At 51.5% G+C, this 13,803-nt stretch carries 17 protein-coding genes; 7 read left to right on the forward strand and 10 right to left on the reverse strand.

The annotated features are described in order from the left end of the window. Positions 1 to 30 precede the first annotated feature (30 nt). Positions 31 to 321 (reverse strand): hypothetical protein, encoded by a 291-nt coding sequence (locus tag PT964_RS00520; RefSeq protein WP_274361345.1) that lies wholly within the window; start codon positions 319 to 321, stop codon positions 31 to 33. Between the two features lie 158 nt (positions 322 to 479). After that, positions 480 to 1,559, reverse strand: coding sequence for an acyltransferase (locus PT964_RS00525; protein WP_274361346.1), 1,080 nt, complete (start codon positions 1,557 to 1,559; stop codon positions 480 to 482). Positions 1,560 to 1,716: 157 nt separating this feature from the next. Between PT964_RS00525 and PT964_RS00530 the strand changes: the two genes are divergently transcribed. Next, on the forward strand, positions 1,717 to 2,454 hold the full coding sequence (locus PT964_RS00530) for a C40 family peptidase (protein WP_274361347.1): 738 nt from the start codon (positions 1,717 to 1,719) through the stop codon (positions 2,452 to 2,454). Positions 2,455 to 2,526: 72 nt separating this feature from the next. Here PT964_RS00530 and PT964_RS00535 read toward each other — a convergent pair whose 3' ends face one another. Both PT964_RS00535 and PT964_RS00540 read right to left on the reverse strand, forming a co-directional pair. Next, the gene (locus tag PT964_RS00535; protein WP_274361348.1) at positions 2,527 to 3,312 is read right to left on the reverse strand and encodes a trypsin-like peptidase domain-containing protein; all 786 of its coding nucleotides are present in this window, start codon (positions 3,310 to 3,312) and stop codon (positions 2,527 to 2,529) included. A 19-nt stretch (positions 3,313 to 3,331) separates the two neighbouring features. Further along, positions 3,332 to 3,817 (reverse strand): cytochrome c biogenesis protein CcdC, encoded by a 486-nt coding sequence (locus PT964_RS00540; protein ID WP_274361349.1) that lies wholly within the window; start codon positions 3,815 to 3,817, stop codon positions 3,332 to 3,334. Between the two features lie 116 nt (positions 3,818 to 3,933). On the opposite strand from PT964_RS00540, the gene PT964_RS00545 reads away from it, so the two are divergent. Further along, the gene (locus PT964_RS00545; RefSeq protein WP_274361350.1) at positions 3,934 to 4,161 is read left to right on the forward strand and encodes a hypothetical protein; all 228 of its coding nucleotides are present in this window, start codon (positions 3,934 to 3,936) and stop codon (positions 4,159 to 4,161) included. A 2-nt stretch (positions 4,162 to 4,163) separates the two neighbouring features. Here PT964_RS00545 and PT964_RS00550 read toward each other — a convergent pair whose 3' ends face one another. The 3 genes from PT964_RS00550 to PT964_RS00560 all read right to left on the reverse strand — a co-directional run bounded on the left by PT964_RS00550 (position 4,164) and on the right by PT964_RS00560 (position 8,272). Further along, positions 4,164 to 6,158 (reverse strand): elongation factor G, encoded by a 1,995-nt coding sequence (locus PT964_RS00550; protein ID WP_274361351.1) that lies wholly within the window; start codon positions 6,156 to 6,158, stop codon positions 4,164 to 4,166. 94 nt (positions 6,159 to 6,252) lie between these two features. Then, complete coding sequence (locus tag PT964_RS00555; protein ID WP_274361352.1) at positions 6,253 to 7,581, reverse strand: ABC transporter permease; 1,329 nt, start codon at positions 7,579 to 7,581, stop codon at positions 6,253 to 6,255. Next, positions 7,565 to 8,272: an ABC transporter ATP-binding protein gene (locus PT964_RS00560; RefSeq protein ID WP_274361353.1), complete on the reverse strand. Its 708-nt coding sequence runs from the start codon at positions 8,270 to 8,272 to the stop codon at positions 7,565 to 7,567. Before PT964_RS00560 ends, PT964_RS00555 begins: the two co-directional genes overlap by 17 nt. A 171-nt stretch (positions 8,273 to 8,443) precedes the next feature. Between PT964_RS00560 and PT964_RS00565 the strand changes: the two genes are divergently transcribed. From PT964_RS00565 to PT964_RS00575, 3 genes are read left to right on the forward strand one after another with little or no spacing between them, the layout of a single operon-like run. Further along, positions 8,444 to 8,932 (forward strand): hypothetical protein, encoded by a 489-nt coding sequence (locus PT964_RS00565; protein ID WP_274361354.1) that lies wholly within the window; start codon positions 8,444 to 8,446, stop codon positions 8,930 to 8,932. Further along, positions 8,913 to 9,428 carry a hypothetical protein gene (locus tag PT964_RS00570; RefSeq protein WP_274361355.1) on the forward strand — a complete coding sequence of 172 codons (516 nt, stop codon included), beginning with the start codon at positions 8,913 to 8,915 and terminating at the stop codon, positions 9,426 to 9,428. Before PT964_RS00565 ends, PT964_RS00570 begins: the two co-directional genes overlap by 20 nt. A gap of 11 nt (positions 9,429 to 9,439) precedes the next feature. Next, entirely contained in the window at positions 9,440 to 9,655 is a 216-nt protein-coding gene (locus tag PT964_RS00575) for a hypothetical protein (RefSeq protein WP_274361356.1), read from the forward strand. Between the two features lie 3 nt (positions 9,656 to 9,658). On the opposite strand, the gene PT964_RS00580 is transcribed toward PT964_RS00575, so the two are convergent. Continuing rightward, positions 9,659 to 9,856, reverse strand: a complete 198-nt coding sequence (locus PT964_RS00580; RefSeq protein WP_274361357.1) for a YwbE family protein — start codon at positions 9,854 to 9,856, stop codon at positions 9,659 to 9,661. Positions 9,857 to 9,909: 53 nt separating this feature from the next. Here PT964_RS00580 and PT964_RS00585 point away from each other — a divergent pair, with 53 nt between their 5' ends. After that, positions 9,910 to 10,143 (forward strand): hypothetical protein, encoded by a 234-nt coding sequence (locus tag PT964_RS00585; protein WP_274361358.1) that lies wholly within the window; start codon positions 9,910 to 9,912, stop codon positions 10,141 to 10,143. 41 nt (positions 10,144 to 10,184) lie between these two features. Here PT964_RS00585 and PT964_RS00590 read toward each other — a convergent pair whose 3' ends face one another. Together PT964_RS00590 and PT964_RS00595 are read right to left on the reverse strand one after the other, a co-directional pair. Beyond that, complete coding sequence (locus PT964_RS00590) at positions 10,185 to 10,706, reverse strand: GNAT family N-acetyltransferase (protein ID WP_274361359.1); 522 nt, start codon at positions 10,704 to 10,706, stop codon at positions 10,185 to 10,187. Positions 10,707 to 10,734: 28 nt separating this feature from the next. Next, a complete protein-coding gene (locus PT964_RS00595; RefSeq protein WP_274361360.1) occupies positions 10,735 to 12,111 on the reverse strand; it encodes a S41 family peptidase in 1,377 nt (458 codons plus the stop codon). A 143-nt stretch (positions 12,112 to 12,254) separates the two neighbouring features. Between PT964_RS00595 and PT964_RS00600 the strand changes: the two genes are divergently transcribed. Continuing rightward, positions 12,255 to 13,784 carry a carboxypeptidase M32 gene (locus PT964_RS00600; RefSeq protein ID WP_274361361.1) on the forward strand — a complete coding sequence of 510 codons (1,530 nt, stop codon included), beginning with the start codon at positions 12,255 to 12,257 and terminating at the stop codon, positions 13,782 to 13,784. Positions 13,785 to 13,803: the final 19 nt, after the last annotated feature.

Raw genomic sequence — 13,803 nt, forward strand, 5'->3', positions numbered from 1 at the left:
GAAAACAAATGAAAAAAAGGACAGCGTATCTCATCCGACCGCACCGGACGGTTTCCCTACCTCCTCCTCCTCCGATACCCTCTCAAAATACGGATCGAAAAATCCGCCGAAGTGCTCCTTACTTCGGATTAAAGAAATAAGACTGCTGAGCTTGCTCATCGTTTCGGCATCCTTCAGATGGGACGCAATCTGGTATAGCGTGCCGATGCTTCCGATGGCGTTCTCTTTACTGATCGTCCCGCTTTTCAAATTTTGTACCGTACGCTCTTTCTCGTCATAAATAAACGATAAAGCCGTGATCTTCAATCGGCCGTTTATCATGTCGCCATACCTCCGAAGCTCATTTCACGATTTGAAAATCACTCCACTCCCATTCAACAGACGGCTATAAAATGTATGTGCCGTAAAATATACATATGACTAACGACCGCCCGTTAAAAAAAGGTAAAGCGGCCGTTCGGCCGCTTTACCTTAAAAGCTTATTTTCCTATAAAGATCCAAGACCCGCGTATCTTCCTCGCGACGGCGAATGCCGCCCACGAGAGCGCAAGCGAAACGGCTCCTCCGAGCCAAGTCAAATAATGATAATAGGCGCCGAAATGGGACGTGACGTATTGTCTCCATACGGCCAAAACGAACGGATGCGCCAAAAATATTAAAAACGAAGCGATGCCAATGGACTGAAGCACCCGATTTACGCTCTTGAGCGAACGAAGCCCGTACATCCATTGCGAAGCCAAAAGCAAAAAGAGGCAGGCCGACACCGTAAACACATAATAAATGACAAAGTTCAAATTTGCTTTATATGGAAGCAGGGCGGGCAACCATTGGTAATACATTTTTGAGGCGTACACATATAATAGCGTCCCTGCGATAAACACCGCGGTAATAATCGCTGTATTTCTCTTCAGCGCGGCGAATGCCTTCTCGTAGTAAATGCCTATATAAGCCCCGGCAATGAAATGGAGAAAGTAGGTAATGAACAAGATGCCCGTTTGATCGAAATGGAAAAACAGCTTGTTCGCCGCAAAAAAAGCGATTTGCACGAGCACCGCGAACGGAATGAGCCATTTTTTCACAAACGCTTTGGCGGACAACTGCAGCAGCAGCGGGAACAACACGTAAAACTGCAAAATGATAATGAAATAATACAAATGCGTATAGTTTTTTCCGGTCAGGAGCCGCTGGAAATACATATCAAGATTGCCTATTACGCCGGAGCCGTTCATCACCTGCGCCATCAAATAATAGAAAAAAGACCAGATCAAATAAGGAACGAGAATGTACATCAGCCTTTTCTTATAAAACGGCACGATCCATGTCCGGTCGGCCGACCGATGGAAATAATTGTAGAACAAAACCAAACCGCTTAAAAAAAGAAATGACGGCACGGCAAAATTGCTTCCGTTATTGATGAATTGATAAAACGCCTGCTGCCACGTGCCCTTCTCCAGCTGAACCATAGGGAACGAAGTGACGTGGATGGCGATGACCGCCATAATTCCGAAGGCTCTATACAGATCGAGAAATTCCAGTTTCGGTCTTTTTGCGTTTGTCACTTTCAACCGTCCGTTCTTTTCTAGTAATTTAATGCCGCAATAGATGCTCACCCCATTTTACCCCATGTCCGCAAGCCGATACAAATCCGTTTCCAGCATTTGGCCCCTGTCTCCTCTCAATTCCATGGGTTATTCTAGTAATACGGAGGTGGTGTTGGTGCGAAAAAAACTAGCTACGATTCTCGCATCTGTAATGATATCATCGGCATTTGCAGCTTCCGCATCGGCTGCGGTGTCATATGAAACGGAAGTGATCGCCGGGGTTAACTTCAGAACCGGTCCGAGCACGGGCTCCAGCGTAATCCGTTTGATCCCAAGGGGAGAAGACATTCACGTCATCGAGAAGATGAACAGCTACTGGTTGAAAATCGAAGATCAAAGAGGCAAAATCGGATACATATCGGCAAACGCCAAATATACGGATTTTAAAGCTGCAACCACCGGCGGCGGCACGTCTCCGACGGCTCCTTCCGGCGAAAGCACTTCCCCGGCGGTTTCCACCAGTACATTGCGCAATAATATTGTGACGGTCGCCAAGAGCTATAACGGACAATTCGATTACAAATTCGGAGCGGAGCCGTGGACGACCAATAACCGTTACACAGATTGCTCGGCTTTCGTAAAGCTCGTTTATCGCGAAGTCGGCATCGAGCTCAAACGCTCGAGCAGGGACCAGTCCAAGCAAGGCACATATGTATCGAAATCGAATTTGAAGCTCGGCGATCTTATCTTTTTCGATACGAACAACGACAACGTTATTAATCATGTCGGCATTTATATCGGGGACGGCAATTTCATTCATGCCAACCCTGCGTGGGATGGAGTCGGCATGAACAACTTCAATTCCGGCTTTTGGTCCAAAGCGTATGTTACTGCCCGCAATATCGTCGGATAATTTCCACGTTTATTGTAAAAAAACACCCTCCTCGCGCTTGCGTGAGAAGGGTGTTTCGCTTTCCGGCGTTCATTACTGCTCCAGATGCTTGATCACCCAGCGTATGGGGACGGCAAGCCCGACTTTCGCTTCTTTCTCCTCCACTTCGACGGTGCTTGTGGCAAACACGACGCCGATCACTCTTCCGTCTTCCCCGATGACGGGACTTCCGCTGTTGCCTCTGTAAATAGGGGCTTGAAGCGCCAGCATCGGAGGATTTCTGTCCTCCAGCAAGCTCAGCACCTTGCCTTCATTCGCGATCCAGTTAAAGAACAACGGATTACCGATGACAACCACCGGCTTGCCGGTCGTCTCAAGCTCCGGATCGGCCGGCTCCAGCACGGGGTGCTCGTTCGGTCCGACGGAAAGCAAGGCGATATCGACGTCCGGATCGCGAACGATAACCTTTCCTATACGCCGTTCTCCGTTCGCGAAGGTGATCGTGCTGACTGATTCATCGCCGACGACATGCTTATTCGTTACGATAATCCCCTGCTCGCCGGAAATTTGAAAGCCTGTCCCTTTTCGATTGCCGGCCGATACGACGACAACCGCTTTACTATAGCCTTGAATCGTTTCGGATTGAAACAAACGTGCGGATGTGGATAGAAATTGAACGGCTGGCATCGAGAACACCTTCGGCAGGAAGGCGAGCACGTTGGCAACCAGCATGACGCTGATTATGCCGGCCAGTATTCGCTTGACCGCGGCGGATTGCCAGAACGGGATATACTTCTCCTCGTTCTCGGCTTCTTGAAAATAACGCTCGAGCTCCTCGTCCGAAAATTCGCCGGCGTTCTCTGCTTCTTTCTCCCCCAATACTCACACCCCTTAATCGTTATGGTTGCGCAATGGCAAGCTCCCGGTGCTGCAGCGTCTTGCGGAATTTGATGAACGATACGACCCTCCAAGGAATAATGTAGCCGGCGGCAACCATCATGAACAGCGCCGCTTTCGTTTGCTGATCGAACATGTTCAACTCATTTCTCAACAAAAACCGAATGGCGATCACGATGACAAAGGCGATGACGAACCACATATTTTTTTTGGCGTAAATTTGCCGGTCTTCGCGAATCTCGTAATCCGTCGTCCATATTAATGGAATCGATAATAGAACGCCCAGCAGCAATGCGGCGAACCATTCCCAAATCAACGCATGCGCCTCCGGATTCGTGACGAGCGCGGCACCCGGTATGGCGATAAAAAAGATCGGGATCAAAATTCGTCTGCCGTCTCCCTTGATCGGGCGGTACATGTTTTTCGTTCTCCGATACATAATCAACGCCGCAACAGCCAATGCAATTCCGTAAAATGACGCTCCCATTCTCTTACACTCCGCTTTCATCGTTTTTTTATCATCATAAAAGATAAGTATAAGGAAAGGAATTGACTTTCGTCATCAATTGCCGGACATAATAAACTATCGAGGTGAACATCGCAATGAAGCATATCAGCATCTGGAACTTAAAAAACATGCCTTTGGATCAGGTCGTAGATTTTATTACGGAAAACAGCCAAGAAGGTTTCCAAGCCAAAATGGCCTCCGCAGAGGAGGCCGAATATTCCCGGATGTCCCCGCCGGAGCGCAAGGAGGCTCTCATGCGTGCCATCTTCGACATGAATGAGGAAAGCTACGAACAACATTTGCTTGAAATTATCGACGAATAGCTTCAAGTCATGCGGGACAGCGCATTGCGGACCCAAAGAATATACTTGGAGGTGTCAAGCGGATTGACGCCTCTTCTTTGCCGTACGGCCTGCACGTCCGGCGGACACGGCTCGTAACCCGCAAAGAAGGTCGTCAGCGTTCCTCTTCCTTTCGTCATTGAACCAAGTCGCGCCGGAAAATCGAGAGACGTAGCGACCGGCAGCTTTCCTTCGAGCTCCATCCTGCCGTTGCGCAGCGACGGCGTATCGAATTGCGCGCGCATCCCGGACAGCTCCGCCATAATTTTACCGCCGAACTCCTCCGGCGTAGACAGCCTGAACCGCAAAATCGGTTCAAGCAGCTTCGTTCCCGTATTTACGAGTCCGTTCATAATGCCCATCGGCGTTGCGACGGCAAAGTCAAGAGGGTGCGTATGCCAGACGTGATGCTCCCCTTCAATCAGCGTAATTTTAAGGTCGGTAACCTCCCAGCCCTTTAACCCTTGCTGAAGCGCCTCCGGCACGCGGCGGGCCACTTCGTTCTGGTAGCTTTCCAAGAGCCGCTCGGGACGAACGATGCTGGAATATTGAAGCCCGCTGCCGCTTTCCCCCGGTTCGATATGAAAACGCAGGATCGCCCAGCACGGCTTCGGCATCGTATAGGCGACGAAGCCTTCGCCCGGCTGAACCGGTGTTTCCTTGTAGATGACCGTCGGAGCGTCGAACGTCACCTGAAGCCCGAACCGGCTGCTCAATATATGCGAGAGCACCTCGATTTGAATCGGGCCCATCACCTTCAAATGAAGCTCGCGCTCTTCCTGGAGCCACTGCAAATCAAGCAGCGGGTCTTCGTCCGCAAGCTGCTGAAGCGCTTCGACGACGGCGGGATACTCTGCCTCGTTGTTCCACCGCGCCTGCACGGTGAGCAGCGGGACGGCCAGCCGCCGTTCGCCCGGCACGCTGCCTTGGTCTCCCAATATATCTCCGATCTTCACCTGTGCCAAGCCGCAGACCGCTGCAATATCCCCGGCCTGCAGCACGCCCGTGTCCTCGTATTTCCCTCCGGACACCTTGCGGATTTGCGTTATTTTCTGTTCCGCTCCTTGCGAAGCATTCAAGACGCTGTCGCGGTTGCGAAGCACCCCGTTATATAAACGAACGTAAGCGATTCTTCCCATCGATTCGTTCTGCTCCAGCTTAAATACGACTCCGGAAACCGGAGCGTCGGGCTTGGCGTTTGGCGGCGGCAGCCAGTCCACAACGGCGTTCATCAGCTCGGTCACGCCGATTCCTTTGCCGGATGCGCCGAATAACACCGGGAACAGGCGCAGCTCTCGGACTTGCGTCTTCATCGCGCTCCGCATTTCATCCGCAGGGAGCGTTCCCCGCTCCACGTATTTGTCAAGCATGGCCTCATCGTACTCGGCGATCGTTTCCATCAGCCGCTCCATAAAGGAATTTCCTAAAGTGTCAAAACCGACGCCGGAGTCAAATAAACTGACAGAGCCTTGAAACTCCGCTTCGGCACCGATCGGCGCTTGAATCGGAACGCAGCCGGGGGAAAGCAGCCGGCGAATTTGGCCGACGACCGCCGCTGCGTCCGCTCCGATGCGGTCCAGCTTGTTGACATAAATCAGCGTCGGAATGCGCAAGTCCATCAGCGCCTGCCAAATGACCTCCGTCTGGGCTTGCACGCCCTCCACCGCGGACACGATGAGGACGGCTCCGTCCATCACGCGCAGCGACCGCTCCACTTCGGACAAAAAATCGGCGTGTCCCGGCGTATCGACTAAATTAAACTCCGTATGCTTCCATGTTAGACGCGTCACCGCCGCCCGGACGGAAATGCCGCGCTCCCGCTCCACATCCAGGTGATCCGTCTGAGCCGTCCCGTCGTCGACGCTTCCCAAAGCTCTGATTTTACCGCTGAGAAAAAGCATTTGCTCCGTCGTCGTCGTCTTTCCTGCGTCGACATGAGCGAAAATTCCTATATTTCTAATGTTGAGTTTGGATTCCATCGCCAGAATAGTCCCTTCCGCTTTCATGTGCTCATTGTAACGCACATGAACATTGCGTCAAGCCCTATCTTGGCTTTCTTTCCGGCGTCTTCCGTTAAATGTCCCTGCGAAGCGCGGAAAGAACATCGACCCGCGTCGCTCTTGCAGCCGGACGCATTCCGGAGAAAACAGCCACGGCAATCGACAATACCGCACACCCGATCGTCAAATAGAGCGGTATGTGAGAAATGACGAACGATGCCGGAGGCTTTTCGTTCATAAAGCTTTCAATAATATACGGCACGATGAAATTGGCCCCGGCCGAGATCGCGTACGCGGCTGCAATGCCGATCAAGGCTCCCCAGCATCCGATCATCCCGCTCTCGAGCATAAACAAGCCGCGAATCGTTCTCGGATGCGCGCCGATCGCCTTCATGATCCCGATATCCTGCGCTCTTTCGGAGACCGCCATCGTCATCGTATTGTAAATGCCGATGGAAGCGATCAGCACAGCGATCGTTCCGACGAAGAAAAGCCCGAGCTTCAGCACGAAAAACACCATATTGACGTTCTCAAGCTCGTTTGCAATGCTGTGATTGTAGTAGCCTTCCTTGCGGATCGTCTCGGCAATTTGCTTTACGTGACTGACATGATCGGCATAAACCTTAACTTGTTGGAGCGGTCTCGGCTCGTTCAACTCATCTTGGGCGTTGTCCTCCTCCGCCGTTCGCTCCCTCCCGTATCGGGTTTGAGTGAACGCCTCAATCTCATCCAACAAGTCGCTGCCGATATACAAATAATTGTCCGACATCCATTCCTTCGTCGGCTTTTCCGTTACGCCGACGATTTTCACTTGGTACGTTTGCTCCTTGTTTCCGCTTGGAAACGTCTGCACCAGCGTAAACGATACCGTCTTACCGATCCATTCCGCCGCATCGGGAACCGCCTCCGGCTTGCCGCTTCCCTCGTCCGGATTCATAAACTGCGCCCGAAAATGCGGGCCGATCAGCGCTTCCTGTTTGTTCGCAGGCATTGTCCCTGCGGAAAGCGGGAAACCTGTTTTCTGTTCCGAAGCGATATCCAGCACGACAGCGCTGCCGCCCAAGCCCTTAACGCCGTCAACGACGGGGATAACGCTTTGCTGCAAGTACGCCCTGTGCGTCACGGCCTTTACGTTGGCAACCGAGGATAAGTAATCAAGATCGTGTTCGGTTAACGAGCCGGCTCCTCGATCCCCTTGCTCCTTGCCATGCACTTCAATTTCGGTGACAAGCCGGTCGCCGACGATTTCGTCTACGATGCTTTTCTGAAGCCCGAAGCCGATCGACGCCAAGTCGATCAGAAATCCGCAGCCCATTGCTGCAGCCAATATCGTCATAAACAGTCTGGTTCGATGCCGCTTCATATTTTGTCTTACGAATCGCAGCTTATCGGATAGCTTCATGCCGTAACTCTCCTTCCTGTATCACCTTGCCGTCTCGAATTACGACCGTGCGCCTCGCAGCCGAAGCGACTTGCTCATCATGAGTAACGATTAAGAATGTCGTACCTTCTTCCCGGTTAATTTGCCGAATGAGGTTGAGCAGCTGCTGCTCGTTCTCGGAGTCCAAGCTCCCGGTAGGCTCGTCCGCAAGCACAATGAGCGGCTGCAGGATGAGCGCTCTTGCGATGGCCGTGCGCTGCTGCTGTCCGCCGGACAGCTCCCCCGGATAATGCCCTTTGTACGCTGCAACGCCCAGCTTCTCCAGCATGTCGTTCACTCTGCGCTCCCGCTCCTTCGGCGGAATTCCTTCCAGCACCAGCGGCAGCTCGGCGTTCTCGAACGCGGTCATGCTCGGAATGAGCTGAAAGCTTTGAAAAATAAATCCGAAATGCTTCCTTCTAAAGTCCGCCCACTCTCCCTCGGTAAACCGAGTCGCATGCCGGCCGTTGATGATGATTTCACCTTGAGCCGGTCGGACATAGCCCGAAATTAAGTGAAGCAAGGTCGATTTTCCCGAGCCGCTTCTCCCTAGAAGCGCAACGATTTCCCCTTTATTCACCTTTAACTGAACGTCGTTCAGCACCGGAACGCTTCTTTCCTTCCCTTTTTTTCCGATCGCAAATTGATGACTCACATTTTGTAATTCGATCATGCTGCGTACCCTCCTGACATGGTTTCTACAAATCTCATGGTAACGGACAGAAATAAATAATGAATAAAGCAAATCTTAAGAATTGTCTTAAGGAACGATAACATTCGTTTAGAGAGAACGCGGAGAGTGAATAATGATGATTATCTTCTGGACTGCAAGGGTGATCATAGGTTGGTATTACCAATATTTGTGGCAGGGGCATGGCTTACCTTGCTTTGCTTCTCATGCTTGCCGAAAAAACTGCCCGCAGCGGCAAATGTGCTGCTTTATTTGAGTTTGTCGATTATCGATATTAACAGATTAACGATTTTCATATCATTGCTGAACATCAATGATTACAGCAAAAAAATTCCGGAGTTTTTATCGTTTATCCTTTATCGGAACATCATTTTAACGATGGCCCTGATCGCCTTCACGAATGTGTTCTTGACGTCCGATTCGAATAAGAAAAAAATCGTTGCGGCATTGATCTCGTATCTGTTTCTGATTCTCACGAGCCGGCTGCTGCGCGCGCTTCACGTGCTCAAAGATATTCATTGGAACATGGCTCTCGATTTGCTGTTGTTTGGCGTGTATATGGCCGTCTCTATCGGTCTGGGATGGTTTTTCATGAACAAAGCATCGAAGGAGGGGCGGGGACATGGAGAACGTCGTTTATGAAAAAAGCTTTAATCTGAACGAGTGGGTCGTCATCGCCATGATCGTGATCGGCTCCTTGATCGTTATTTTTCTGCCAAAAAGATATACATGGGACGAAACGGCATTCAATGTATTGATCGGCGTTTTTTTCGGCTTGCTCTTCGACCATACGATCGGGATTCCTCCCTTCGATTACTACGATCTCGGCGATGAAGCGAAGTATCAGCTATTCGACGTTTTCTCTTACGCGATGTACGCCCCGTTCGGGTATTTGTTTATTTATGTATTGGAAGCGTTTAAGCTTCGCGGATTCGCAATTGTTTTGTACATTGCGGTTTGGGCGGGGCTTGGAGTAATGGTCGAATGGGTCGGGACAATTGTCGGAATATTTCACTATAAGCACGGCTATAAGCTTCTTTATTCCGCACCAATTTATTTGATTGTGGAAAGCATTCATTTGGGGACGTTTTACATGCTCTTTAGAACGTATTACACTAGGAGGATAGTCAATCGGTAAGGAGAGGGCTTATGGCTGGAAACCGCCGTTTAATTACGGATCAGGATTTTCAAGAGGCAATGTTGAACGAAACCGGCATCCGCGTGTTTCGAGACGATCACGTGGTGGATGCCGGAGTAGTCATTATCCGGTTTGACGACTCTGTCGTCGTTACGCAATCGGGCGTCAGCGACATTTCTTATCACGACCGCCGGGAATGCGACTTCTTCGAGATGAACAAGAGGTAAAGATCAGCTTTGGATGATCTCCTTCACGCGGCCGACCTGCCCGTCCGTCAGTCTTACTTTGATTCCGTGAGGATGCGCGGCGGATTTCGTCAATATATCCTTCACGACGCCGCGGGTCAGCCTTCCGGTTCTTTGATCTTGCTTCAGCACGATGTGCACCTCGGCGCCGGGCTTAATGTCGTCTCTTCGTTGTCCGTTCATGATCGGTTATACCGCTCCTTATCGAAATTGTAATGCCAAAAGGAGAGCAACGAATGATCCCCTTCGAAAATACGTGGCCGTACGAGACGGTCGGCAACGACATGTACGTCTTGGAATGCCCTTTTTGCAAAAATAGCAACGTGCTGCTGCCGATGAAACGCAAGGAGCTGACCGACATACGGGACGGCAAGAAAAAGCTGCTTGTCTTTCCTTGCTGCCACAGCCGGATCACGATTGTGGATGCCGACGCCGATTATTTGCTGGCCAGCTCGAGAATAAGAAAATAGCAGACAACGAGTTGTGAATGCGGCGAACTTTGCTTATGCGGCTATCCCTCCGTCGGGTGGGACGGGCCGCTCAGCTCCAGCTGGTAAAAGCGAAGATTGAGCCATCTGCCGAATTTATACCCCGCTTTTCTTACGGTCCCGGCGTGGGAGAACCCAAGCTTCTCATGCATGAGGATGCTTGAAGCGTTGTCCTCGTCGATCCCGGCAACGACCGTCGCGAATCCCCGCTCCTCGGCAATTCGAAGCAGCTCCTTCAGCAATAAGGTGGCGACGCCTTGTCTTCTTGCATCCGAACGAACGTAAACGGAATGCTCGATCGTATATTTGTAAGCGGGCCACGGGCGGAACGGTCCGTACGTCGCAAAGCCCGCCACCTTCCCTCCGCTTTCGCATACGAGCACGGGCGAGCCTTCTTCCCGCTTTTGGCGAAACCATTCTTTTCTCTGCTCCAGCGTATGAGGGAAATAATGATAAACCGCCGTCGTATTCATAATCGCATCGTTATATATTTCCAGTATGTCCGGCAAATCCGAATCGGTTGCTTCCCTGACGGCCGACTTCATCTCTCAACATCCACATCTTCCGGGTAAATTAAAGCTTCTCTTCCACCAATTTTACGGCTTCTTGCTTCTGCGTATCGTTCGCGATTATTTTTTCCCGCAGCTGAAGGATAAGCCGGCTTGTCGTCTCTCCGGCCGCCGTACCGGTTTGCTCCAAGCCTGCGGCTTTCTGGAATGCGAGGACGGCTTTCTTAGTCCCTTCGTCGAATAACCCGTCCTTGCGGCCCGGATCGTATCCGAGAGCTTGGAGCATGTCCTGAAGCGTCTTGACCTCCGGCCCGAACGAATCGACCTTTAACGCTTGCTCCGGATTCAAAATCGGCAGGCTTGCATATGCGGGCAGCTTGACGGGCACATCCGGCTTGACGCCTTTTTCGTGAATCCATTCGCCGTTCGGCGTCAGCCACTTGGCGATCGTATAATTCATATTCGATCCGTCGGAAAACCGGTTCACCGCTTGAGCGACGCCTTTGCCGAACGATGTCTCGCCTACTAGAGTCGCCCCTCGCTTCTCTTTCAGCGCCGCGGATAAAATTTCCGAAGCGCTGGCCGACCCTTTGTCGATCAGAACGGCAATCGGCATCGGATCGAGGCCGATATCTTTATGCTTCGCCTTATACTGCTGCTTGTTTCCGTAACGGTCTTCCGCCTGGACGATCACATCGCCGGTTTGCAAAAACAGATTGCCGATCTCTAGCGCCGTGTCCAGCAAGCCTCCCGGATTTTGCCTTAAATCGATGACAAGCCCCTTCATTCCCTGCTTCTCCAGCTCCAAAACCGCATTCTCGAACTCCTGCGCGGTCGGCTCCGAGAAGGTGGAAACCGTGATGACGCCGACGCGGTCGTTCGCCATTTCCGCGTAAACCGTTTCGATCGGTATTTTGTCCCTTACAATCGTCAGATTGATGAGCGCTTCCTGGCCCGGACGCTGAATCGTCAGACGCACCTTCGTGCCGATTTCGCCGCGAATCAGCTTCACCGCATCGTTCACGCTCATTCCTTCGGTCGATTTGTCGTCGACCTTCGTAATATGATCCCCCGGCTTCAGACCTGCTTTTTCCGCGGGCGAGCCCTTGATCGGAGCGACAATCGTAATTTTACCGTTCTCCGATTTCACTTCTGCGCCGATTCCGACGAATGACGGCGAAAGAAAATTGTTGAATTCCTTCGTTTCCTCTTGGTTCAAATAGTCCGAATACGGATCGTCCAACGATTCCAGCATGCCGTTAATCGCGCCGTCCACCAGCTTCGTGCGGTCAACGGGTTTATAATAGCCTTTCTCGAGCGTTCGTAACGCCGTTTGAAATTTATCATATTCCGAGTTCCGGTTTTCCGTAATCATATTGGTCGCAACGCCGCCGATCAGCGCACCGGCCAATAGGAGGGGTATCGCGGTTATTTTCTTCATACGGTTCTCTCCAATCGGTGCTGTAGCTGTATTAGCTTATTATACAAGCCTCCTGCTCAGAAATCGAATCGAATGTTTCTATTCTCATCGAACCGTGCATCGAGTATTATATATTTAGAAATAATTAGCAAAGGATGATACCGATGACAAACATTCGCCAACTCGAAAATTTGGAGACGATCGTGAAGCAGTTTAAAGAGCTGGATGAAAAAATGACCCACTATTCCGACATGCTCAGCCTGGCGAGTTGGGATAGCCAAGTCAAGGCGCCTACGAAAGGAAAGGCGTATTTCGCGAAAGCGCGCGGAACGCTGTCGACGGAGCTGTTCAGGCTTTCCACGTCCGACCAAATGGGCGAGCTTTTGGAAGCCCTTACGCAGCCTGAGGTTCAGGACAAGCTGGACGCGCCGACGAAAGCGGCGGTTCGGATGCGGAAGCGCGATTACGACAAGGACAAAAAAATACCGGAGTCATTACATAAAGAGATTACGATCCATACGGCCAATGCGCGTACGGTTTGGGAAGAAGCAAGAAAGGAAAACGACTTCGAGAAGTTCCGCCCGACGCTGGAGCGCACTGTCGAGCTCATTCGGGAGTATGCCGAGCGGCTCGGCTACGAGAAGCATCCTTATGACGCTTTGCTTGATTTGTTCGAGCCCGATTTGACGGTGGAGCAGGTCGATCGGATTTTCGGACCGCTGCGCGAAAAGACTGTCGCGCTGCTGGAGCGGATCCGCAGCTCGGCCAATCCTCCGAAAAACGTATTCGAAGGCGGCTTCGACGTAGGTCAACAGGAAAAGTTCAACCTTCATCTTTTGCCTTCTCTCGGTTACGACTTGGAGGCCGGACGACTGGACGTGACAGCTCATCCGTTCGCCGTTACCGTGAATTGCAATGACGTGCGCATTACGACCCGCTATTCCGAGAACGATCCGAAAAGCTCGCTGTTCGCCACCATTCACGAAGCGGGCCATGCGATTTACGAGCAAGGCGTTAACCCGGAATTCGAAGGCTCCGTCATCAGCGACGGCGTGTCGCTGGGCATACATGAGTCCCAGTCGCGGTTTCTCGAAAACATGGTCGGCCGCAGCAAAGCGTTCTGGGAGCGGTATTTTGACGATTATAAGCGGTTTTTCCCGGACAAATTCGACGGCGTTTCCGTAGAGGACGTTTACCGTTCGGTCAATATCGTCAATCCGTCGTTCATCCGCGTGGAAGCCGACGAGGTCACGTATAACCTGCATATTATGATCCGCTACGAGATCGAGAAGGAGCTTATTGCAGGAACGCTTGAAGTAAAAGACTTACCGCACGTATGGAACGAAAAAATGCGCGAGTATTTAGGTATCGTGCCTCCGACGGATACGCTCGGCGTGCTTCAGGATGTGCACTGGTCTTACGGGTCGTTCGGCTACTTCCCGACTTACTCGCTCGGCAATTTGTACGCCGCACAAATCCGCAAGACGATTTTGAAACAGTTCCCTAACTTCTATGATTTGATCCGCGGCGGCGAGTTCAGCGTCATCCGCGAATGGCTCCGCGAAAACATTCATCAGCACGGCTGCGTCTATCCTCCGGCCGAGCTGATCGAACGCGTAACCGGAGAAGGGCTGAATCCGAACTATTTGGTGGAATACTTGGAAGAAAAGGTTGCCGAAGTATACGGCTTGTAAAAACAGCGGGCTCTCCGTT

Origin of the sequence: Paenibacillus thermotolerans, from assembly GCF_028745515.1 — a bacterium.
GTDB classification, from domain to species: domain Bacteria; phylum Bacillota; class Bacilli; order Paenibacillales; family YIM-B00363; genus Paenibacillus_AE; species Paenibacillus_AE thermotolerans.